Source organism: Aeromonas sp. QDB39 (assembly GCF_027707585.1).
Taxonomy (GTDB): domain Bacteria; phylum Pseudomonadota; class Gammaproteobacteria; order Enterobacterales; family Aeromonadaceae; genus Aeromonas; species Aeromonas hydrophila.
Window position 1 is genome coordinate 130,392 of record NZ_JAPCIV010000006.1, and the last position, 20,343, is coordinate 150,734.

Below are 20,343 nucleotides of genomic sequence, written 5' to 3' on the forward strand. Positions count from 1 at the left end.
CATCTGGCCTGGTTTTTTATCCATCCGTTGCCGCCATCACGCCGGGAAACGACGTGATGGCGGGCGGTTGGCGGTGGTTCATGCTGGGTGAGCCACTCCCTATCAGGGGACGATGAAGGCTTGCTCCAGCCCTCCCTGACGGATCTGTTCGAGCAGGGCGGTCTGCTGAGCGGCGGGGACCGGTCCCAGCAGGACCCGGAAGATGGCACCGTGGGCCGCCACCTGGTAGGGCACCCCATGGCGCTGGGTCATCACCTTGCCCATCGCCTCGGCCCGTGCCTGCGAGCCGCTGGCCAGCACCTGGATCATCTTGCCCTCGCCGCTGCTGGCGGGCGCTGCCGCCTTGGCCACTGCCGGTTTGGCTGGTTTGGCGACCGGAGCCTTGACGGGGGCGGGTTCGGCGGCAGCCGGTGTGGCCATGGCCAGTTCGGTGGGCTGGCCAACGAAGCCGTCCTGAGCTGCAGGGGCCGCGGCCGCCGGCGTGGTCGGCGTCATCTCGATGGGCTTCATGGGGGCCATGATCACCATCTGGTCCGGGGTGTCGTTGATGAGCTCGACCCGCACCCGTGCCTCGCCCCCTTCCACCATCTCCAGCTGCTTGGCGGCCGCATGGGAGAGATCGATCAGCCGGTCGCTGCCGAAGGGGCCGCGATCGTTGACACGTACTATGGTCTCCAGCCCGTTGTCCAGGTTGGTGACCCGCACATAGCTTGGCAGCGGCAGGTTGCGGTGGGCGGCGCTGAACAGCTTGCTGTCCTGCACGTCGCCGTTGGCGGTCTTCTGGCCGTCCAGATCCTGCGCCAGCCAGCTGGCAGTGCCCTCTTCGCTGTAGTGCTTGATGTCGCGCCACACCTCGTTCTTCTGCTTGCCTATCCAGTAATCCCGGTTGCCGCTGGCGCTCAGGGGCTCGGGGCGCGGGATGGCGCCGGTGGCCTGCGGGATCTCGATGACCTGGGGTTTTTCCGGCTGGATCGGTTCGGGAGGCGGGGGAAGCTGCTCCGGCTGGCTGCTACAGGCGGCCAGCAATAAGGTCAGGCTGAGCGGGAGAAGTTTGTGGCTGTAATGCATACGCGTCCTGGATTGCTTGACTGAGTTGATGCACCGCCATCGCATAGAGCGGGCTGCGGTTATAGCGGGTGATCACATAAAAATTGTGGCGCGCGACCCAGTATTCCGGTCCATCGGCCTGTTCCAATGCCAGCAGTTTCACCGGCGTGTCGGGTGCCAGCGGGGTGGCGAGTTCAATGCCTGCGGTGGCCAGCTCGGCCCAGGTCTGGGTCAGCTCGGGGGCAGGCCCCAGCAGGGTACCCACTGGCGCCAGCCCGATCAAGGCGGGTTCGACCGGTGACTCCCCCCAGCGCCACTGGTGCTCGGCAAAATAGTGGGCAACGCTGCCGATGGCATCCACCGGATTGGCGAACAGATCGCGCTTGCCGTCGCCGTCGAAGTCGACCGCGTAGTGGCGATAGCTGGAGGGCATGAACTGGCCCATGCCCATGGCGCCGGCATAGGAGCCCTTCAGGCGGGTGAGTGGCCACTTCTCTTCCCGGGCAAGCAGCACCAGCTGGGCAAACTCCTTGGCGAAGAAATCTGCCCGTTCGGGGTGGTGGAAGCCCAGGGTATAGAGGCTGTCGAGCACCGGATGGCGGCCCATCTGGCGGCCGTAGAAGGTCTCGATGCCGATGATGGCGACGATGAGGGAGGCCGGCACCTGGTAGGTCTGTTCGGCCCGCGCCAGGGTGGCGGCGTGGCGTTGCCAGAAGTCGACACCATCCCGGATCCGCTCAGGGGTGATGAACAGCGGTCGGTAGCGGTGCCAGGGTTTGGCCTCCCAGGGGCGGCTGATGGTGTCGAGTACCTCCTGGCGCAAGCTGGCCTGGGCCGCGGCGGCCTGCAGCTCGGCCAGCGGCACCTGTTGCTGCTCGGCGAGCCGGGCGAGCCCCGGAGGCTCGACGGCCGCCGTTGCGGTCAGGGCAACGAGAGAGAGCAGCAAACCGGCCAGTCGCATCAGGCGAGCAGCCTTCTATGGGTCTGGATGGACATCAGTATTCCGAAGCCGGCCATCAGGGTCACCATGGAGGTGCCGCCATAGCTCACCAGCGGCAGGGGGCCCCTACCACCGGCAGAATATATCCACCTCATCATGCCAGCAGCCTTCTGTGGGTCTGAATGGACATCAGGATGCCGAAGCCGGCCATCAGGGTCACCATGGAGGTGCCGCCGTAGCTCACCAGCGGCAGGGGGACCCCCACCACGGGTAGTATGCCGCTCACCATGCCCATGTTGACGAACACGTAGACGAAGAAGGTGAGGGTCAGGGCACCGCCCAGCAGGCGCTCGAAGCTGTTCTGGGCCTGCATGGAGATAAACAGGCAGCGGCTGATGATGTAGAGGTAGATCACCAGCAGGAGGGCCACGCCCACCAGGCCGAACTCCTCGCTGAACACCGCGAAGATGAAGTCGGTGTGGCGCTCGGGCAGGAACTCCAGCTGGGACTGGGTGCCCTGCAGCCAGCCCTTGCCGAACACGCCGCCGGAGCCGATGGCTATCTTGGACTGGATGATGTGATAGCCGCGACCGAGCGGGTCCTTCTCCGGGTCCAGCAGCATCAGCACCCGCTGGCGCTGGTAGTCGTGCATCAGGAAGAACCAGAGCACCGGCATGAAGGCGCAGATGAGCAGCACCGCGAGGCCGATCAGCCACCAGCTGATCCCCGCCAGGAAGATGACGAAGAAGCCGGAGGCGGCCACCAGGATGGAGGTGCCGAGATCGGGCTGGGCCGCGATCAGCAGGGTGGGCAGCAGCACCATGATGAGACTCAGCACCAGGTGGCTGAACTTGGGCGGCAGCGAGTGGCGGCTGAGCCAGGCGGCCACCATGATGGGCATGGAGAGCTTCATCACCTCGGAAGGCTGAAACTTCATGAAGCCGAGATCCAGCCAGCGCTGGGCCCCCTTGCCGATATGGCCGAACACGTCCACCGCGACCAGCAGCAGCACCACCACCACGAACAGCGGCACCGACCAGCGGGCATAGAGGGAGGGGGGCAGCTGGGCCATGCCGATCATCAGGGCGAACGCCAGCCCGCCGCGCACCAGCTGGCGCACGATGGAGTCGACGTCCTGGCCGGAGGCGGAGTAGAGCACCACCATGGAGAGGGACATCAGGGTCAGCAGGCCGAGCAGCAGCGGCAAGTCGATGTGCAGCTTGTACCAGATGCTCTGCTGGCGAGCGGAATTACTCATGAGGAGCGACCTCTTCAGATTGGGGCTTCTTGGCCGGCGCCGGCGGCAGTTGCGGCTCCGGCGGCAGCAGGTAGGCATCCAGCATCTGGCGGGCCACCGGAGCGGCCATGCTGCTGCCGCCACCGGCGTTTTCCAGTACCAGGGCGACGACCGCCTTGGGTGCTTCGAACGGGGCGAACGAGACGAACAGGGCGTTGTCGCGGTGCTCCACCTTGGTGGTGGCCGCGTTGTAGACCTGGTTCTCCTTCAGCCCCACCACCTGGGCGGTACCAGACTTGCCTGCCGCCTTGTAGGGGGTGTTGGCAAAGGCGCGCCGACCCGTCCCCTCATGACCGTTGATGACCCGCCACATGCCGTCCTTGGCCACCTGCCAGTAGCTGTCGCTCTTGGTCTGGATGGCCATGTTCGGGTTGATGGGGGCATTGACCACGCCATCGATGGAGGCGGTGCTCTTGAGCAGGTGCGGCGTCACGTCGTGGCCGTTCTGGGTCAGAATGCTGATGGCCTTGGCCAGCTGGATCGGGGTGGCGCTCCAGTAGCCCTGGCCGATGCCGATGGAGATGGTGTCACCCTGATACCAGGGCTGGCGCCAGCGGGCCATCTTCCAGTCGCGTGACGGCATCACCCCCTTGGTCTCCTCGTACAGATCGACGCCGCTGTACTGACCGAAGCCGAACTTGGTCATGTAGCTGTTGATCTTGTCGATGCCGACCCGGTAGGCGAGATCGTAGAAGTAGGTATCCGCCGACACTTCGATGGCGCGGTAGACGTCGAGCCAGCCGTGACCCCAGCGGCGCCAGTCTCGGAACTTCTTGGTGGTGCCGGGGATGGAGAAGCTGGGGCCGCCGAAGTAGCGGTAGTTGGGGGTGATGGCCCCCTCGTTGAGCCCCATCACCGCCATCATGGGCTTGACGGTGGAGGCGGGGGCATAGATGCCCTGGGTGGTGCGGTTCACCAGTGGCCTTGCCGGATCGTTGAGCAGCGCCGAGTAGTTGGCGCTGGAGATGCCGGTCACGAACAGGTTGGGGTCATAGCTCGGGCTCGACTCCATGGCCAGAATGGCGCCGGTATTGGGATCCATCATCACGATGGCGCCCCGGCGGCCGGCCAGCAACTCTTGGGCCTTGAGCTGCAGGCGGATGTCGATGTTGAGGTAGATGTCCTTGCCGGGCTCGGGCGGCTGGAACTTGAGGGTACGCACCACCCGGCCGCGGTTGTTGACCTCGACCTCCTGGTAGCCCGCCACGCCGTGCAGCTGATCCTCGTAGTACTTCTCCACCCCCTGCTTGCCGATGTCCTTGGTGGCGGCATAGTTGGCGAGCTTGTCCTCCTTGTCGAGGCGCTCCACGTCGCGGGTGTTGATCTTGGCCACATAGCCCAGCGCATGGGTGAGGGTGTCGCCAAACGGATAGTAGCGCTTGAGGTAGGCCTCGATGCTGACCCCGGGGTAGTTGTGCTGGTTAACCGAGAAGAGGGCGACCTGATACTCGGTCAGCTTCTCGAACAGGGCCACCGGCTTGAAGCGGCGCTGGCGCTTGACCTCGGCCAGGAACTTCTCCTTGGTTCCCTCCGGCAGCTTCAGCAGGGCGATCAGCTCGTCGGCGGTTTTCTCCAGATCCTTGGTCTCTTCCGGCACTATCTCCAGGCTGTAGACCGGGCGGTTCTCCGCCAGCAGCACGCCGTTGGCGTCATAGATGAGGCCGCGCGGCGGCGCCACCGGCACCACCCGGATGCGGTTGTCGTTGGAGCGGGTCTGGTAGGTGTCATAAGACTCTACCTGCAGGTAATAGAGGTTGCCCAGCAACACCAGCATCAGCACTATCATGCCGATGTAGGCGACCAGGGTACGTCGGAAGAAGAGGCGACCCTCGGCGCTGTGGTCGCGCATCTCGATGCGATTCTTCAGCATGCCGCTACCTTATGACTGTCGAGCAGGTGAGAAACGGGGTGCAGATGTGCATGCTCACGCTCTGTGATTCTGGTTTGAGAGGGGGATGCTGGAATCGTGCATGTCCCACTCTCTGTGATACGGGTATGCGAGGGTGATGCTGGAATAGCGCATGGTTCACTCTCTGTGATACGGATGATTGGTGGTAATGCTCCAGGCGCGATAGAGGCTCTCGGCCACCAGCACCCGCACCAGCGGGTGGGGCAGGGTCAGCGGCGACAGCGACCAGCTCTGTTCGGCCGCAGCCTTGCACTCGGGCGACAGCCCTTCAGGGCCGCCCACCAGCAGGGCCACGTCCCGGCCATCCAGCTTCCAGGCTTCCAGCTGCACGGCGAGCTGCTCGGTGGTCCAGGGTTTGCCGGGAATATCCAGGGTCACGATACGCGAACGACCGGCCGCCGCCAGCATGGCTTCCCCCTCTTTTTGCAGAATGCGGGGGATGTCGGCATTTTTGCCACGTTTGCCGGCGCCGATCTCGACCAGCTCGAACGGCATGTCTTTGGGGAAACGACGACGATACTCTTCGAAGCCATGCTCTACCCAGGCGGGCATCTTGGTGCCCACCGCAATCAACTGGATCTTCATCGTTTATTACACTTGTACTCGGTTATTGCGCATTCACTTGAGCGGTGCCGCTCCAGAGTTTTTCCAGCTGGTAGAAGTCGCGATGCTCATCCTGCATCACGTGCACGATCACCGACCCCAGATCCACCAGTACCCATTCGCCGGTGAGCTGGCCTTCCACGCTTAGCAGATCGAGCCCGGCATGACGGGCTTCGCTGGCCAGATGGTGGGCGATGGCACTGACGTGACGGCTGGAGTTGCCGGAACAGACGATCATGGTGTCGGTGATGCTGGATTTGCCGCGTACATCGAGGGTGATGATGTCGCGGCCTTTCATGTCATCGATCTTGTCGACGATAAAGGCATGCAATTCTTGACCTTGCAATGAGTCTCTCCTGTATTCCGGCGCGCTTTCACGGCGTGAGGGCGGCGGATTATATCATGGTCACTCCCGTTTCCCAGTGCGGCGAAGGGGAGTGGAACAGGGGCCGTGCCCGCTTGGCAAACTCGCCCCCTGTTGATCACTATAGTGCGCGATCCGTGCCGGACAACCGCCGGCCGCGATCGGGTTCATGCCGGCCGGTACAGTCCCTGCTGGCGGATGTATTGCGCCACCGAGGGTGGCAGCAGATAGCGGGGATCCGCGCCTGTCGCCAGCAGCGCCCGCAGACGGGTGGCCGACAGCTCGACCGGCAGATTGTCCGCCAGCCAGATGCGGCCGTGGCGCAGTCGGTGCAGATCCGCCACCTGCCGGCTCTGGTGGCGGGCCAGCAGCTCGGCCACTGCGGCCGGGTAGTCCGGCTGCCAGCCGGGGCGGGTACTCACCACCAGGTGGGCGTAATCGAGCAGCTCCTGCCAGCGGTGCCAGCTCGGCAGGCCGAGCAGGGAGTCCATCCCCATCAAAAAGCAGAGCGGGGTGTCCGGCAGTTCATGACGCAGCTCGATAAGGGTGTCGATGGTCCAGGAGGGGGTGTCCCGCTTGAGCTCCCGCTCATCCACCACGAAGCCCGGGTTTTCCGCTGCCGCCAGGGCGACCATGGCCAGACGCTGCTCACTGGAGCAGAAGGGGCTGGCACGGTGGGGCGGAATATGGTTCGGCAGCAGGCGCACTTCGGCCAGGCCCAGGGCGTCGCGGGCCTCGATGGCCGGGCGCAGGTGACCGATGTGGATGGGGTCAAAGGTTCCCCCCAGAATGCCGATAGGCGGTTTCAACATAGGCTCCCTCCGGCGATGGCGGGGATGTCGACGGGCTGGATCATGCGTCAGATCCCGCCAGCGGCAAGGGGGTGCCATCGCGAAAACCGAGGGCGAGGGTCTGCAGCATCAGCCAGGCCTGCTCGGTATCGAAGCGACGCTGGGCGTCGTCGAGCCGGGCCATCAGTTGCCACAACTGCTGCAGCTTGGCGAAGGGCAGCCGGGTCAACGCCTGTTGAATGAGCTGCTGGCGGCTCTGCCAGATACGCAGGCGCGAGAAGTGCTCCACCAGCGGCTGACCGGCCCTGGCCGCCAGCGCCAGCTCGGTGAGCTGCTCCAGCTCGCGGCACAGGGCCCAGGCCAGCATGCCGGGCTCGGTGCCCTCGGCGCGCAGAGCCAGCAGGATGCGCTGGGCCCGGTTCACCTTTCCTTCCAGCAGGGTGTCGATGAGCTGGAACGGGGTGAAGTGGGCGTGGCGGATGATGGTCTCCTGCAGATAGGCGACGCTGATGGGCTGGGGCGGCGAGAGCAGGGTCAGCTTCTCTATCTCCTGGCTGGCGGCCAGCAGGTTGCCCTCGTAGGAGTGGCACATGAAGTTGACCGCATCCGGCAGCGCCTTGAGGCCGAAGCGCTGGAAGCGGGCGCTCATCCAGCGCGGAAAGAAGCGAGGCTCGGGGTGATTGACCGGCACATAGGTGCCGCTCTGGCTCAGCTTGTCGAACCAGGCTGCCTTCATCTGGGTCTGGTTGAGGCGATTACCGCTCAGGACCAGCAGCAGATCGGGGTGCAGTTGCTTGCCGATCTCGCTGATGCGGGCGGCCAACTCCTTGTCGACCTTGGCCGGCAGCTCCAGCTCGATGATCTGGCGGGCCGAGAACAGGCTCATGGCCTGGCAGGCATCGTAGACCTGATTCCAGTCCAGTCCCTGTTCCACCACGAAGCTGTGGCGCTCATCGAAGCCCTGTTTGCGCGCCACCTGGCGCACAGCGTCGATGGCTTCCAGCTTGAGCAGGGGCTCGTCTCCAAAAATGAGATAGCAGGGCTTGAGCCCTGCCTTGAGATGGTCCGCGAGTTGTTCAGGGTAAATCCGCATCAGAACCTGGCCTGGTTGAGGGGGAAGGATGCACGGTCGATGGCTTGCTCATTCTTGAACAGGGGAGCGTCCCCAAAAATGAGATAGCAGGGCTTGAGCCCTGCTTTGAGGTGATCCGCAAACTGCTCGGGATAGACTCTCATCAAGATACTCGCATCAGAACTTGACCTGGCTGAGCTGACGGATCACCAGGTTGGCGGCCTGCTCCTGCATCTCCTTGCCAAGCTGCTCCTGCTCGCGGGAGGAGGCGAGCGCCGCGTCCGGCTTGTTCAGGAAACTGCGGTTGAAGGCGATGGGGAAGACCTGGGTCGGTTTGCCCGGCATGGAGACGGTGAACTGGGTGTTGTAGCCCAGCACGTATTCACGGGCCTGGCCGATGGAGTCGACGGAGGCGACCTGGCTGGTGCTGCCGACGCCGGACAGGGTCAGCACCGGGATGCCCTCCTTGTCGGCGAGCTGCACGCCGGCCGCCTTGAGGCGGGTGGTGACCAGCCGATAGAAATCGCTCTTGTTGTCACCGACCACCTTCATGGTCATCAACTCGGGCGGGATGGCGGTGCCGCGCATCTGAAAACCGCAGGCCTGCAGTAGCAGGCCGGTCAGCAGTATGGTCAGCCAGCGAGTGAGGGTGGTGCCCATAGAAAATCCTCTTTGCATGAAGTGAAGAGCGGCGGGCGCAGGGCCCGCCGTTATCATCCGTTTGCTGTTACCGCCTGGCAACCAGACGGTCAGTCTGCATGGCCAGGCGGTATGGCATCAGTTGGCCACGATGTTGAGCAGTTTGCCCGGCACGTAGATCACCTTGCGCACGGTCAGGCCGTCGGTGAACTTCTGGACCGAGGCATCGGCCATGGCCAGCTTCTCGACGTCGGCCTGGCTGATCTCGGCCGGCACGGTCAGCTTGCCGCGCATCTTGCCGTTGATCTGCACCACCACCAGCTTCTCGGTCTCGACCATGGCCGCTTCATCGGCCACCGGCCAAGTGGCGTGATCCACGTCGTCGCCCTTGCCCAGCATCTTCCACAGCTCGAAGCCGATGTGCGGGGTGATGGGGTAGAGCATGACCACGACCGCTTCCAGCGCTTCCTGCATCAGGGCGCGATCCTGCTCGTCGCTGCCCAGCTTGGCCAGGTTGTTCATCAGCTCCATGATGGCGGCGATGGCGGTGTTGAAGGTCTGACGGCGACCCACGTCGTCGCTCACCTTGGCGATAGTCTTGTGCAGTTCGCGGCGCACGGCCTTCTGGTCGCCGCTGAGTGCCGCCACATTCAGTGCGGGAGCTACGCCGGCACTGACGTGCTCGAAGGTGATGCGCCACAGACGGCGCAGGAAGCGCTGGGCACCCTCGACGCCGGAGTCGGACCACTCCAGGGTCATCTCGGCCGGCGAGGCGAACATCATGAACAGACGCACGGTATCGGCGCCGTAACGTTCCACCATCAGCTGCGGGTCGATGCCGTTGTTCTTGGACTTGGACATCTTGGTCATGCCGGAGTGGATCACTTCACGACCTTCATTGTCGACGGCCTTGGTGATGCGACCCTTCTCGTCACGTTCCACCTTGACGTCGGTCGGGCTGACCCAGACGTTGCCGCCCTTCTCGTCTTTGTAGTAGAAGGCGTCGGCCAGTACCATGCCCTGGCAGAGCAGGCGCTTGAACGGCTCGTCGCTGTTCACCAGGCCTGCGTCACGCAGCAGCTTGTGGAAGAAGCGGGCGTAGAGCAGGTGCATACAGGCGTGCTCGATACCGCCGATGTACTGATCCACCGGCAGCCAGTGGTTGGCCGCCGCCGGATCCAGCATGCCCTTGTCGTAGTCCGGGGAGCAGTAGCGGGCGTAGTACCAGGAGGACTCCATAAAGGTGTCGAAGGTATCGGTCTCGCGGAACGCTTCCTGACCGTTGTAGGTGGTCTTGGCCCACTCGGCGTCGGCCTTGATCGGGCTCTGGATACCGTCCATCACCACGTCTTCCGGCAGCAGTACCGGCAGTTGATCTTCAGGGGTCGGCACGACGGTGCCGTCGGCCAGGGTCAGCATCGGGATGGGGGCACCCCAGTAGCGCTGACGGGAGACACCCCAGTCGCGCAGACGGAAGTTGACGGTGCGCTTGCCGCAGCCAAGGCTCTCCAGCTTGCTGGCGATGGCATCGAATGCCGGCTGGAACTCGAGTCCGTCGAACTCGCCGGAGTTGAACAGCACGCCCTTGTCGGTGTAGGCGGCGTCGATCACGTTCGGCAGCTCGCCATCGACCGGCTTGATGACCGGCTTGATCTCGAGACCGTACTTGGTGGCGAACTCATGGTCGCGCAGGTCGTGGCCCGGTACCGCCATCACGGCGCCGGTGCCGTAGTTCATCAGCACGAAGTTGGCGACCCAGACCGGCACCTTGCGGCCATCCAGCGGGTGAATGGCGTAGAGGCCGGTGGCCATGCCCTTCTTCTCCATGGTGGCGAGCTCGGCTTCGGCCACCTTGGTGTTCTTGCACTCTTCGATAAAGGCGGCCAGTTCCGGATTGGTCTGGGCTGCCTGCAGCGCCAGCGGGTGGCCGGCGGCGATACCGACATAGGTCACGCCCATGAAGGTGTCCGGACGGGTGGTGTAGACCTCCAGATGCTCAGCCTGACCCTCGATGGCGAAGCTGATGTTGACCCCTTCGGAGCGGCCAATCCAGTTGCGCTGCATGGTCTTGACCATCTCAGGCCAGCCTTCCAGATTGTCGATATCGTTCAGCAGCTCTTCGGCGTAGTCGGTGATCTTGATGAACCACTGGGGGATCTCTTTCTGCTCCACCGGGGTGTCACAGCGCCAGCAGCAGTTGTCCACTACCTGCTCGTTGGCCAGTACGGTCATGTCGTTCGGGCACCAGTTGACGGAGGAGGTCTTCTTGTAGACCAGACCTTTCTCGTAGAGCTTGGTGAAGAACCACTGCTCCCAGCGGTAGTAGTCCGGCTTGCAGGTGGCCAGCTCGCGATCCCAGTCATAACCCAGACCCAGCATCTTCAGCTGGTTCTTCATGTATTCGATGTTTTCGTAGGTCCAGGGCGCCGGTGCCGTGTTGTTCTTGATGGCGGCGTTTTCCGCCGGCAGGCCGAATGCGTCCCAACCGATGGGTTGCAGCACGTTCTTGCCATTGAGGCGTTGATAACGGGAGATCACATCACCTATGGTGTAGTTGCGAACGTGCCCCATGTGTAGACGACCAGACGGATAGGGGAACATGGAGAGGCAGTAGAACTTTTCCTTGTCTACTTTCTCCACCGCCTTGAAGGTTTTCTTGGCATCCCAGTGCTTTTGCACTGCTGGTTCTATGGATTGGGGAACGTATTGCTCTTGCATTGGTGACATCCGGATCTGTGAAATGGATAGATAAATCAGCTGGGAAATCGCAATAGAATACCCATATCCTGCGGCGGCAACAACCGCCAGCGTCCCTCGGGCCTTAAGCCGGGCCTGATCAGGGTTCAGTAGAGGAGTAACGGCCATGGACAAACGTCAAAAAGGGTACGAAGCCTTCATTGCCGAGCTGCAAAAGCAGTGGCAAGAGACAGAACAGTTCCAGGGGGAGCGCCTCAACCGGATGATCGCCAAGGTGCAGGCCTATCTGGAGGCGGCCGGGGATCTGACCCAGGATGAGCTGGCGCTGATCGCCGAGTATGTGAAGCGGGATCTGGGCAACTATGACGAGGGGCGCAAGGATGAGCAGGTGGAGGAGTCCGCCTTCATGCTGGCGCTCAAAGACACCGCCTGGTCCTGGCTGGCGGACGTGACCGACCGCACCCAGGTGGAGTGGCAGGAGCTGGCGGACGAGCTGGAGCACAAAGGCGTCTATCGGGCCGGCGACTGGGTGGGGCTCGGGGTCTTGGTGTGCGATCACTGCGAGTGGCGCCATACCGTGCTACATCCTGAGCAGCTCGGCACCTGTCCCGAGTGCGGGGCCGATGAGTATCACCGTGAGCCGCTCTCCCCCTGAGAACCTGCCCACGCTCTTGCTGCGAGGCCGTGATCAAGGCTCATGTGCTGCTCGGAATCCTCACGTATATCTATACGCTCCGGTTCCTGCGCTGCTCTTCACCTTGCTGACGACCTCTCGTTACAGAGCCTGAATAGGTTCCGATCTGGTATCATTCTGAACAGAAGAGAGGCGCCCTTGGGCGCCTCTCTCATTTATCGGGTTGTACGACTGGGTCAGCCCTTGCGCGCCCAGGGGTGGGCGCGGGGGCGCAGCCCCAGTCCCAGCGCCAGCAGCAGGGCGGCGATGCCATACATGGGCCAGCTGCCAAAGCGCAGGTAGGGAGTTTCGCCGTGGGCGGGACGCACCTCGGTGCGCAGCACACCGGCCTCGAACTGCGGGATCTGGGCGATGATGCTGCCGTCAGTCTCGGTGACGATGGTGATGCCGGTGTTGGTGTCGCGCAGCAGCGGGCGGGCCAGCTCGAGGGCACGCATGCGGGCGATCTCCATGTGCTGCCAGGGACCGATGCTGGTGCCGAACCAGGCGTCGTTGGAGACGGTCAGCAGGAAGTCGGTATCCGGCTGCACGTTGCGGCGCACCTCGTCCGGGAAGATGATTTCGTAGCAGATGGCGGCGGCAAACTTGAGCCCCTTGGCGATCAGGTTCGGTTGCACCTCGTCGCCACGGCTGAAGGAGGACATGGGCAGGTTGAAGAAGGGAGCGATGGGACGCAGCAGATCTTCAAGGGGCACGAACTCGCCGATGGGCAGCAGGTGGTATTTGTAGTAACGGTTCTTGTGCTGGTAGTAGTAAGACTCCTTGCCTTCCGCATCCTGCACCCCCATGCCGAGCACGGTATTGAAGAAGCGCTGCTGCTCGAGATCGTAGTGGATGATCCCCGCCAGCAGGCCGGTATCGTTCACCTTCATCGCCTTGTCCAGGCTCTCCAGATAGTTGCCCATCTCCTTTTCGATGGCCGGGATCGCCGATTCCGGCCAGACGATGATGTCGGCGTCCTGGTTCTCGCGGCTGAGATCCTGATACTTGCGCACGGTCGGCACCAGCGCCTCCGGATCCCACTTGAGGGACTGCTCGATGTTGCCCTGCACCAGCGCCACCTTGACCGGTTCACCGCGGGTCACCCAGTTCAGCTGCATCAGCCCCTGGGCGGCGCCCACTAGGGCCACCGGCACCAGCAGCCAGGCCGGCTTGCGGCTCTGCCAGAGCAGCCAGAGGGCGGAGGCGGTCAACAGCAATGCCAGGGTGATGCCCTGCACGCCGAGGATGGGAGCAAAGCCCTTGAGCGGCCCGTCAATCTGGCTGTAGCCGAACCAGAGCCAGGGGAAGCCGGTCATCACCCAGCCGCGCAGCCAGTCGGCCATCAGCCAGAGCGCCGGGAAGGCGAGCAGCCAGCGACTCCAGTGGCGACCGCTGAAGAAGCGGGCGAAGGCCCAGCAGGCCAGGGTCGGGTAGAGCGCCAGATAGGCCGACAGCCCGGCCAGCAGCACGAAGGCCACCGGCAGTGGAATGCCGCCGAACATGGTCATGCTGACGTGGATCCACCACAGCCCCGGCAAAAACAGCCCCATGGCGTAGCCAAAGCCGCGCGAGGCTGCCTGCTTGGGGTTGGCCTTGTCCAGCAGGGCGTAGAGACCGAGCAGGGAGGGGATCACCAGCGGCCAGTAGTTGAAGGGCGAGAAGGCGAGCACGGCGATGGCGCCACTGGCCATGGCAAACAGGCTGGTCAGGAGTTTTGATTTCACGGGCTGTAATTTCACGGGCGATAAGGCTCGGATTGAACTGCAATGGGTTGAGTGGCCGGTATCTTAACCCGTAAAGGCGGTCAACGGCGAGCCTCCCGGCCGACGGCCCGAAGCGAGGGAATAAAAGGGCGATGACGGGCCCTGTGACTCGTGGGAAGCAGAGGTGGTGTGCGCTCAAACGAACAGCGCCCCGACGGGCGGGGCGCTGTTGGCAAGGGTCAAGGCTTATTGGGCCTCGGACTGGGCCGCGACATGGTTGTCGGGGATCTTCACCTGCAGCTGCTGCAGGCGGCGCTTGTCGGCGTGCATCACCTTGAACAGGTAGCCTTCCAGCTCGATCTCCTCGCCCTTCTTGGGCAGGTGGCTGAAGGCGTGCATCACCAGACCGCCCACCGTATCCACCTCTTCATCGCTGAACTGGGTGCCGAAGAAGTCGTTGAAATCTTCGATCTCGGTGAGGGCGCTGACGGCGAACACCCGCTTGCTGATGCGGCGGATCTCGTCCGGCTCATCCTCGATGTCGTCGAATTCATCGTCGATCTCGCCGACGATGAGCTCGAGGATGTCCTCGATGGTCACCAGACCTGAGACGCCGCCGAACTCGTCCACCACGATGGCCATGTGGTAGCGCTCTTCACGAAACTCTTTGAGCAGACGGTCGACCCGCTTGCTCTCGGGGACGATCACCGTGGGACGCAGGATCTTCTCCAGCTGCAGCGGCTCGCTGGCGTGGTGGCCGCCAAACCCGAACGGCAGCAGATCCTTGGCGAGCAAGATGCCCTCCACATGATCCTTGTCTTCGTTGATCACCGGGAAGCGGGAGTGACCCGACTCGATGATCACCGGCAGGATCTCGTCCACTGGCTGGGATTTCTCGATGGTCACCATCTGGGAGCGGGGGATCATGATGTCGCGCACGCGCAGCTCGGCAATTTCGAGCACGCCCTCGATCATGTCCTTGGTGTCCTGATCGATGAGATCGCGCTCTTCGGCGTCGGCTATCACTTCCACCAAATCGTTGCGGTCTTTTGGCTCGCCCTGGAAGAGTTGGCTGAGTTTGTCGAGCCAGGTTTTCTTCGGCGAGCCGGTACTAGGGTGATCGTCGGTCATTTTCTCTCTTGGTTACTCGTATGAACACACTTGAAATCGTTGTGGCTATATGAGGATGGGCATCGGCTGTTTCAAGACGATGACCATCCGGTTCTTTACTCTTCGTCGTTCAGATAAGGATCGGCGAAACCGAGCTCCTGCATGATGTCGCGCTCGAGCGCTTCCATCTCGTCGGCCTCGTCGTCCTCGATATGGTCATAACCTAGCAGATGCAGACTGCCGTGCACAACCATGTGGGCCCAGTGGGCCATCAGCGGCTTGCCCTGTTCGGCGGCTTCGCGCTCCACCACCTGGCGGCAGATCACCAGATCGCCGAGCAGCGGCAGCTCCAGGCCGGGTGGGGCTTCGAACGGGAAGGAGAGCACGTTGGTGGGCTTGTCCTTGCCGCGATAGGTGAGGTTGAGCTCGTTGCTCTCCGCCTCGTCGACGATGCGCACCGTCACTTCGGCCTCTTGCTGGAAGCCAAGAATGGTGCCGTCGAGCCAGCCCTGCAGCTGGGCCTCGCTCGGCAGGCCGTCGGTGCTGGCACTGGCCAGTTGCAGATCCAGGGTCACGCTCATTGGGCACTCTCTTTGCTGGTGTGGGGGGCGACTTTGTCGGCCGCCTGTTTGGCATCGAACGCCTCGTAGGCCTGCACGATGCGGGCCACCACCGGGTGGCGCACCACGTCCTTGGATTCGAAGAAGTTGAACGACAGGCCGTCGACATCCTGCAGCACTTCCAGCGCGTGGCGCAGGCCCGACTTCTGGTTGCGGGGCAGGTCTATCTGGGTGATGTCGCCGGTCACCACCGCCTTGGAGTTGAAGCCGATGCGGGTCAGGAACATCTTCATCTGCTCGGTGGTGGTGTTCTGGGCCTCGTCCAGGATGATGAAGGCGTCGTTGAGGGTACGACCGCGCATATAGGCGAGCGGCGCCACCTCGATGATGTTGCGCTCCATCAGCTTCTCCACCCGCTCAAAGCCCAGCATCTCGAACAGGGCGTCGTAGAGCGGGCGCAGGTAGGGATCCACCTTCTGGGAGAGATCGCCAGGCAGGAAGCCGAGCTTCTCGCCCGCTTCCACCGCCGGACGGGTCAGCAGAATGCGACGAATTTCCTGACGCTCCAGCGCGTCCACCGCCGCCGCCACCGCCAGATAGGTCTTGCCGGTCCCGGCGGGGCCGATGCCAAAGCAGATGTCGTGGCGCACGATATTGGCGATGTACTGGGCCTGGTTGGGGCTGCGCGGCTTGATGAGGCCACGCTTGGTCTTGACCGTCACCTCCTTGCCATAGGGGATGCTCGGCGCCGGCTCGTCATCCTGCTCCAGCACCCGCGACTCCTGAATGGCCAGATGGACCATGTCGGGGGTGATGTCGGTCACCTTGCCACCCTTGAGCGGCTGGGTTTCCACATAGAGGTGCTTGATGATGACGGCGGCCGCCTCCACCTGGGCCTGCTTGCCCAGCAGCTGGAAGTGGTTGTCGCGGTAGCTGACCTCGACGCCGAGGCGGCGCTCCAGCTGTTTGACGTTGTCATCGAACGGACCGCACAGACTGGCGAGACGCTGGTTGTCGGCGGGTTCCAGATGCAGATTCAGGGTCGAGATGTGTCGGCTCAAAGTGTCCTCGTCTTGACGCGATCCCACCCGGCCGGGGCCGGATGGGGTGAACAGATTAGTGGGGAGTGAAGGCGGCCACGCCCAGCGGGTCCGGTACGTTGTCCGGGCGGCGGGCCAGGATCTCGCTCGGAGCGGTGGCGATGCGCAGGTTCATCTCGTTCTCGCCGCGCAGGAATTTGCCGCGCAGGGAGTTGGGACGCACCTCGGTGATCTCCACGTCGGCAAAGCCGCCGATCAGGGTATGCGGGCCCTCGAAGTTGACCACCCGGTTGTTCTCGGTGCGGCCGCACAGCTGCATGGGGTCGAGCTTGGAGGGCCCTTCCACCAGGATGCGCTGGGTGGAGCCCAGCATGGCGCGGCCAATCTGCATCGACTGGTTGTTGATGACGTGCTGCAGGCGAGTCAGGCGGGCTTTCTTCACCTCCATGTCGACGTCATCAGGCAGATCGGCGGCCGGGGTACCGGGGCGCGGGCTGTAGATGAAGCTGAAGCTCATGTCGAAGTTGATCTCTTCGATGAGTTTCATGGTGGCCTCGAAATCCTCGTCCGTCTCGTTCGGAAAGCCGACGATGAAGTCGGAACTGATGGTGATGTCGGGACGGGCGGCGCGCAGGCGACGGATCTTGGACTTGTACTCCAGCACGGTGTGCGGGCGCTTCATCATGGTCAGGATGCGGTCGGAGCCGCTCTGCACTGGCAGGTGCAGGAAGCTGACCACTTCCGGCGTGTCCTTGTAGACCTCGATGATGTCGTCGGTGAACTCGATGGGGTGGCTGGTGGTATAGCGAATGCGATCGATGCCGTCGAGGGCGGCCACCAGCCGCAGCAGCTCGGCGAAGGTGCAGATGCCGCCGTCGAAGGTCGGGCCCCGATAGGCGTTGACGTTCTGGCCGAGCAGGTTCACTTCGCGCACGCCCTGCTGGGCGAGCTGGGCGATTTCATAGAGCACGTCGTCGAGCGGGCGGCTCACCTCCTCGCCGCGGGTGTAGGGCACCACGCAGAAGGAGCAGTATTTGGAACAGCCTTCCATGATGGACACGAAGGCGGTCGCCCCTTCGGCGCGCGGCTCGGGCAGGCTGTCGAACTTCTCGATTTCCGGGAAGGCAACGTCCACCTGGGCACCGCGCCCTTCCTGCACCTGCTTGATCATGGTGGGCAGGCGATGCAGGGTCTGCGGGCCGAAGACGATGTCCACATAGGGGGCGCGAGTGCGGATGTTGTCCCCCTCCTGGGAGGCGACGCAGCCGCCCACGCCGATCACCAGACCGGGTTTGTTTGCCTTGAGCTTCTTCCAGCGTCCCAGCTGGTGAAACACCTTCTCCTGCGCTTTTTCGCGGATGGAGCAGGTGTTGAGCAGCAAAACGTCTGCCTCTTCGGGCTCTTCGGTAAGCGTGTAGCCATTGCTGGCATCCAACAGGTCGGCCATCTTGGACGAGTCGTACTCGTTCATCTGGCAACCCCAGGTTTTGATGTGAAGTTTTTTGCTCATTGCTTCTCTTGACTTGTTTTGAATGCGGCATGGTCAAAGGACCGGGCATTTTACTCCGCAATCCGGAGACTGCCTAGCGAATATCCAGCCGGCCACGGCCGGAGCGCCGCCGGCGGGCTTCCTGTCGCCATCGGCTTTCTCCTTGATTTGGCGCACTAATTCTCCACACCCTTCACTGTTTCACGGCGCCCCTTGCGGTATCATGTGATCATTCGGTCCGGCTGCGCTTTCCCCTTGCCCGGGCTCACCCCTTGCAGGAATCAAGTTATGGAACAGTGTGATATCGCCATCGTCGGGGCCGGCATGGTCGGCGCCGCCACCGCCTGTCTGCTGGCGGCGCAGGGTCTGTCGGTGCGGGTCATCGAGACCCGGCTGCCGGAGCAATACGCCCCCGAGCAGCCGCTGGATCTGCGGGTCTCCGCCATCAGCCAGGCTTCGGTGGCGCTGCTGGAGCAGGCCGGCGCCTGGCAGCATCTGCAGCAGATGCGGCTGTGCCCCTATCGCCGGCTGGAGACCTGGGAGCTGGACGGCTTCGCCACCCGCTTCAACGCCGCCGACCTCGGCCTGCCCCAGCTTGGCTACATCATCGAGAACCGGCTGGTGCAGCTGGCGTTGCTCAGACGCATGGAAGATTTCCCCAACATCCAGACCCACACCCCGGCGGCGGTGACGAGCCTGCGCCAGGGCGCGGACGAGGCGGTGCTGACCCTGGATGATGGCAGCGAACTGGCCGCCCGCTGGGTGCTGGCGTGCGATGGCGCCGAATCCCACACCCGCAAGCTGGCCGGCATCGGGGTGTCGCGCTTTGAATACCGCCAGCACTGCATGCTGATCAACATCGACACCGACTTCGAACAGGAAGACATCACCTGGCAGCAGTTCACCCCGCACGGCCCGCGCGCCTTCCTGCCGCTGCCGGGCCGGCACGGCTCCCTGGTCTGGTATGACAGCCCGGCCCGCATCCGGGCGCTGGCCACCATGAGCAACGAGGGGCTGGCCGCCGAGGTGCGCCGCCACTTCCCGAGCCGGCTCGGCGGGTTTGCCGTGACGGCCAAGGGGAGCTTCCCGCTGGTGCGCCGCCATGCCAACCACTACCACGCCGGTCGGGTGGTGCTGCTGGGCGATGCTGCCCACACCATCAACCCGCTGGCGGGGCAGGGGGTCAACCTCGGCTTCAAGGACGTGGCCTGCTGGCGCGATCTGCTGCAAGGGGCCGGGGCCGACTGGCATCAGCTGGCGCTGGCCGGGCGCTATGAGCGGCGCCGCCGCCCCGACAACCTGTTGATGCAGTCGGGGATGGATCTCTTCTACGGGGTGTTCAGCAACGAGATAGGCCCGCTCAAGCTGGCTCGCAACCTGGCCCTCAATCTGGCGGACAAGGCGGGCCCGCTCAAGGAGATGGCGCTACGCTATGCGTTGGGGCTGGTTTAAGGCGCGCGGCGCCATCATGAGGGAGCAGGCTGCATGAACAAGGCATTGCTGGTGATCGATTTCATCAACGACATCGCCCACCCGGACGGGCGCATCGCCGCCTCGGCGGCCCATGTGCTGGAACAGGACGCCATCGTGCACGCCAATCAGGCGCTGGCCCATGCCCGTGCCCATGGCTGGCTGGTGGTGCTGATCAAGGTGGGTTTTGACCCGCACTATCTGCTGCAGCCCAAGGGCTCGCCCATGTTTGGCCGGGCTCACCAGTTCGGGGCGCTGTCGCTTGGCGACAGCGGCACCGACTTTCACGTCGACCTCGACGTGCAGCCCGGCGATCTGGTGCTGACCAAGCCCAGGGTCAGCCCCTTCTACGGCACCGCGCTGGAGCCGGCGCTGCGGGCCAATCGCATCGACCACCTCTATCTGTGCGGGGCTGTCTCTTGATCAGATCTTGATCCCCTGCGCCATCAGATCCTTGGCGGCAAGAAAACCCTCCATTTTACTTTGCAGGGCTTCCCAGCCTTCCCAGAGGGCGCCCCAGCTGGCAATCCCGGTTCGCTTGCTGTCCATAAAACCGCCCAGTCTGGCTATCGCCATGTAAGCCCACTGCAAGCTACCTGCTTTCTCTTTGCGCTTGCGTTTTCCCTTGTCCAGATAGCCCAGTAACTGACATTCATCCGAGGTCAGCACCGTTTCTGCGGACTGGCTTTCTACGAACTCCGCTTCCTTTAGTAGCCCTTGCGCCCTGAGTGCTTGCGGCAGGGTGAAGCTTTCTCTGAGCTGTAACAGCCTGACGGCAACAAATGAGAGGATCGACACCATGCGCTCCAGATTATCCGGCTCTTCCATGCGTTGCCTTTCAGCTCCTGCTCCGGTTTTCCATGCCTTATGGAAATCCTCAATCCGCCAGCGATGGGTGTATATGTCGATGACGCGCAAGGCTTGGGCTAGCGACTC

At 63.3% G+C, this 20,343-nt stretch carries 20 protein-coding genes and 1 pseudogene; 3 read left to right on the forward strand and 18 right to left on the reverse strand.

The genetic code is table 11. From position 1 onward, the window contains the following. Nucleotides 1-102 precede the first annotated feature (102 nt). From PG899_RS05355 to leuS, 12 genes are all read right to left on the reverse strand, one after another. On the reverse strand, nt 103-1,068 hold the full coding sequence (locus PG899_RS05355; protein WP_190283894.1) for a septal ring lytic transglycosylase RlpA family protein: 966 nt from the start codon (nt 1,066-1,068) through the stop codon (nt 103-105). After that, a complete protein-coding gene (gene mltB / locus PG899_RS05360; RefSeq protein ID WP_190283895.1) occupies nt 1,010-2,008 on the reverse strand; it encodes a lytic murein transglycosylase B in 999 nt (332 codons plus the stop codon). Before mltB ends, PG899_RS05355 begins: the two co-directional genes overlap by 59 nt. Next, on the reverse strand, nt 2,008-2,145 hold the full coding sequence (locus PG899_RS05365; protein ID WP_011707029.1) for an FtsW/RodA/SpoVE family cell cycle protein: 138 nt from the start codon (nt 2,143-2,145) through the stop codon (nt 2,008-2,010). The genes mltB and PG899_RS05365 overlap by 1 nt, the downstream gene beginning before the upstream one ends. Further along, nucleotides 2,142-3,245 carry a rod shape-determining protein RodA gene (gene rodA, locus PG899_RS05370; protein ID WP_016351680.1) on the reverse strand — a complete coding sequence of 368 codons (1,104 nt, stop codon included), beginning with the start codon at nt 3,243-3,245 and terminating at the stop codon, nt 2,142-2,144. Before rodA ends, PG899_RS05365 begins: the two co-directional genes overlap by 4 nt. After that, nucleotides 3,238-5,154 (reverse strand): penicillin-binding protein 2, encoded by a 1,917-nt coding sequence (mrdA, locus tag PG899_RS05375; protein WP_016351679.1) that lies wholly within the window; start codon nt 5,152-5,154, stop codon nt 3,238-3,240. The genes rodA and mrdA overlap by 8 nt, the downstream gene beginning before the upstream one ends. Before the next feature lie 156 nt (nt 5,155-5,310). Then, nucleotides 5,311-5,778 carry a 23S rRNA (pseudouridine(1915)-N(3))-methyltransferase RlmH gene (gene rlmH, locus PG899_RS05380; RefSeq protein ID WP_005298242.1) on the reverse strand — a complete coding sequence of 156 codons (468 nt, stop codon included), beginning with the start codon at nt 5,776-5,778 and terminating at the stop codon, nt 5,311-5,313. A 22-nt stretch (nt 5,779-5,800) separates the two neighbouring features. Next, nucleotides 5,801-6,142: a ribosome silencing factor gene (gene rsfS, locus PG899_RS05385; protein ID WP_011707026.1), complete on the reverse strand. Its 342-nt coding sequence runs from the start codon at nt 6,140-6,142 to the stop codon at nt 5,801-5,803. A 185-nt stretch (nt 6,143-6,327) separates the two neighbouring features. Further along, nucleotides 6,328-6,972 (reverse strand): nicotinate-nucleotide adenylyltransferase, encoded by a 645-nt coding sequence (nadD, locus tag PG899_RS05390; RefSeq protein WP_190283896.1) that lies wholly within the window; start codon nt 6,970-6,972, stop codon nt 6,328-6,330. Nucleotides 6,973-7,012: 40 nt separating this feature from the next. Further along, on the reverse strand, nt 7,013-8,044 hold the full coding sequence (gene holA, locus PG899_RS05395) for a DNA polymerase III subunit delta (RefSeq protein WP_011707024.1): 1,032 nt from the start codon (nt 8,042-8,044) through the stop codon (nt 7,013-7,015). Further along, nucleotides 8,044-8,187: a hypothetical protein gene (locus PG899_RS05400; protein WP_041216680.1), complete on the reverse strand. Its 144-nt coding sequence runs from the start codon at nt 8,185-8,187 to the stop codon at nt 8,044-8,046. The genes holA and PG899_RS05400 overlap by 1 nt, the downstream gene beginning before the upstream one ends. 13 nt (nt 8,188-8,200) lie before the next feature. Next, nucleotides 8,201-8,683 carry an LPS-assembly lipoprotein LptE gene (locus PG899_RS05405; protein WP_016351676.1) on the reverse strand — a complete coding sequence of 161 codons (483 nt, stop codon included), beginning with the start codon at nt 8,681-8,683 and terminating at the stop codon, nt 8,201-8,203. Nucleotides 8,684-8,800: 117 nt separating this feature from the next. Beyond that, the gene (leuS, locus tag PG899_RS05410; protein ID WP_029299324.1) at nt 8,801-11,380 is read right to left on the reverse strand and encodes a leucine--tRNA ligase; all 2,580 of its coding nucleotides are present in this window, start codon (nt 11,378-11,380) and stop codon (nt 8,801-8,803) included. Nucleotides 11,381-11,525: 145 nt separating this feature from the next. Between leuS and PG899_RS05415 the strand changes: the two genes are divergently transcribed. Then, nucleotides 11,526-12,014, forward strand: a complete 489-nt coding sequence (locus tag PG899_RS05415) for a zinc ribbon-containing protein (RefSeq protein ID WP_005298255.1) — start codon at nt 11,526-11,528, stop codon at nt 12,012-12,014. Between the two features lie 215 nt (nt 12,015-12,229). Here the strand turns inward: PG899_RS05415 and lnt are convergent, their stop codons facing one another. From lnt to miaB, 5 genes are all read right to left on the reverse strand, one after another. Then, a complete protein-coding gene (gene lnt / locus PG899_RS05420) occupies nt 12,230-13,774 on the reverse strand; it encodes an apolipoprotein N-acyltransferase (RefSeq protein WP_190283897.1) in 1,545 nt (514 codons plus the stop codon). A 210-nt stretch (nt 13,775-13,984) separates the two neighbouring features. Continuing rightward, nucleotides 13,985-14,869, reverse strand: coding sequence for a CNNM family magnesium/cobalt transport protein CorC (gene corC, locus PG899_RS05425; protein WP_011707019.1), 885 nt, complete (start codon nt 14,867-14,869; stop codon nt 13,985-13,987). Nucleotides 14,870-14,964: 95 nt separating this feature from the next. Continuing rightward, the gene (gene ybeY / locus PG899_RS05430) at nt 14,965-15,429 is read right to left on the reverse strand and encodes an rRNA maturation RNase YbeY (RefSeq protein WP_190283898.1); all 465 of its coding nucleotides are present in this window, start codon (nt 15,427-15,429) and stop codon (nt 14,965-14,967) included. Continuing rightward, entirely contained in the window at nt 15,426-16,469 is a 1,044-nt protein-coding gene (locus PG899_RS05435; RefSeq protein WP_190283899.1) for a PhoH family protein, read from the reverse strand. The genes ybeY and PG899_RS05435 overlap by 4 nt, the downstream gene beginning before the upstream one ends. A gap of 55 nt (nt 16,470-16,524) precedes the next feature. Then, nucleotides 16,525-17,958 (reverse strand): tRNA (N6-isopentenyl adenosine(37)-C2)-methylthiotransferase MiaB, encoded by a 1,434-nt coding sequence (gene miaB, locus PG899_RS05440; protein WP_190283900.1) that lies wholly within the window; start codon nt 17,956-17,958, stop codon nt 16,525-16,527. Nucleotides 17,959-18,225: 267 nt separating this feature from the next. Here miaB and PG899_RS05445 point away from each other — a divergent pair, with 267 nt between their 5' ends. Together PG899_RS05445 and PG899_RS05450 are read left to right on the forward strand one after the other, a co-directional pair. Further along, nucleotides 18,226-19,389, forward strand: a complete 1,164-nt coding sequence (locus PG899_RS05445; protein WP_190283901.1) for an FAD-dependent oxidoreductase — start codon at nt 18,226-18,228, stop codon at nt 19,387-19,389. 33 nt (nt 19,390-19,422) lie between these two features. Then, nucleotides 19,423-19,818 (forward strand): annotated as a pseudogene (locus PG899_RS05450) (isochorismatase family cysteine hydrolase); the annotation flags it as partial. Between the two features lie 12 nt (nt 19,819-19,830). Here PG899_RS05450 and PG899_RS05455 read toward each other — a convergent pair. Beyond that, the coding region (locus tag PG899_RS05455) for an IS4 family transposase (protein WP_270697168.1) at nt 19,831-20,343 on the reverse strand (513 nt) is incomplete at its 5' end.

What these genes read in the sequence shown, in the direction of transcription:
- PG899_RS05355 (WP_190283894.1), bottom strand. Translation starts at nt 1,068, where the DNA reads ATGCATTACAGCCACAAACTTCTCCCGCTCAGCCTGACCTTATTGCTG.
- mltB (WP_190283895.1), bottom strand. Translation starts at nt 2,008, where the DNA reads ATGCGACTGGCCGGTTTGCTGCTCTCTCTCGTTGCCCTGACCGCAACG.
- PG899_RS05365 (WP_011707029.1), bottom strand. Translation starts at nt 2,145, where the DNA reads ATGATGAGGTGGATATATTCTGCCGGTGGTAGGGGCCCCCTGCCGCTG.
- rodA (WP_016351680.1), bottom strand. Translation starts at nt 3,245, where the DNA reads ATGAGTAATTCCGCTCGCCAGCAGAGCATCTGGTACAAGCTGCACATC.
- mrdA (WP_016351679.1), bottom strand. Translation starts at nt 5,154, where the DNA reads ATGCTGAAGAATCGCATCGAGATGCGCGACCACAGCGCCGAGGGTCGC.
- rlmH (WP_005298242.1), bottom strand. Translation starts at nt 5,778, where the DNA reads ATGAAGATCCAGTTGATTGCGGTGGGCACCAAGATGCCCGCCTGGGTA.
- nadD (WP_190283896.1), bottom strand. Translation starts at nt 6,972, where the DNA reads ATGTTGAAACCGCCTATCGGCATTCTGGGGGGAACCTTTGACCCCATC.
- holA (WP_011707024.1), bottom strand. Translation starts at nt 8,044, where the DNA reads ATGCGGATTTACCCTGAACAACTCGCGGACCATCTCAAGGCAGGGCTC.
- PG899_RS05400 (WP_041216680.1), bottom strand. Translation starts at nt 8,187, where the DNA reads ATGAGAGTCTATCCCGAGCAGTTTGCGGATCACCTCAAAGCAGGGCTC.
- PG899_RS05405 (WP_016351676.1), bottom strand. Translation starts at nt 8,683, where the DNA reads ATGGGCACCACCCTCACTCGCTGGCTGACCATACTGCTGACCGGCCTG.
- leuS (WP_029299324.1), bottom strand. Translation starts at nt 11,380, where the DNA reads ATGCAAGAGCAATACGTTCCCCAATCCATAGAACCAGCAGTGCAAAAG.
- PG899_RS05415 (WP_005298255.1), top strand. Translation starts at nt 11,526, where the DNA reads ATGGACAAACGTCAAAAAGGGTACGAAGCCTTCATTGCCGAGCTGCAA.
- corC (WP_011707019.1), bottom strand. Translation starts at nt 14,869, where the DNA reads ATGACCGACGATCACCCTAGTACCGGCTCGCCGAAGAAAACCTGGCTC.
- ybeY (WP_190283898.1), bottom strand. Translation starts at nt 15,429, where the DNA reads ATGAGCGTGACCCTGGATCTGCAACTGGCCAGTGCCAGCACCGACGGC.
- miaB (WP_190283900.1), bottom strand. Translation starts at nt 17,958, where the DNA reads ATGAGCAAAAAACTTCACATCAAAACCTGGGGTTGCCAGATGAACGAG.
- PG899_RS05445 (WP_190283901.1), top strand. Translation starts at nt 18,226, where the DNA reads ATGGAACAGTGTGATATCGCCATCGTCGGGGCCGGCATGGTCGGCGCC.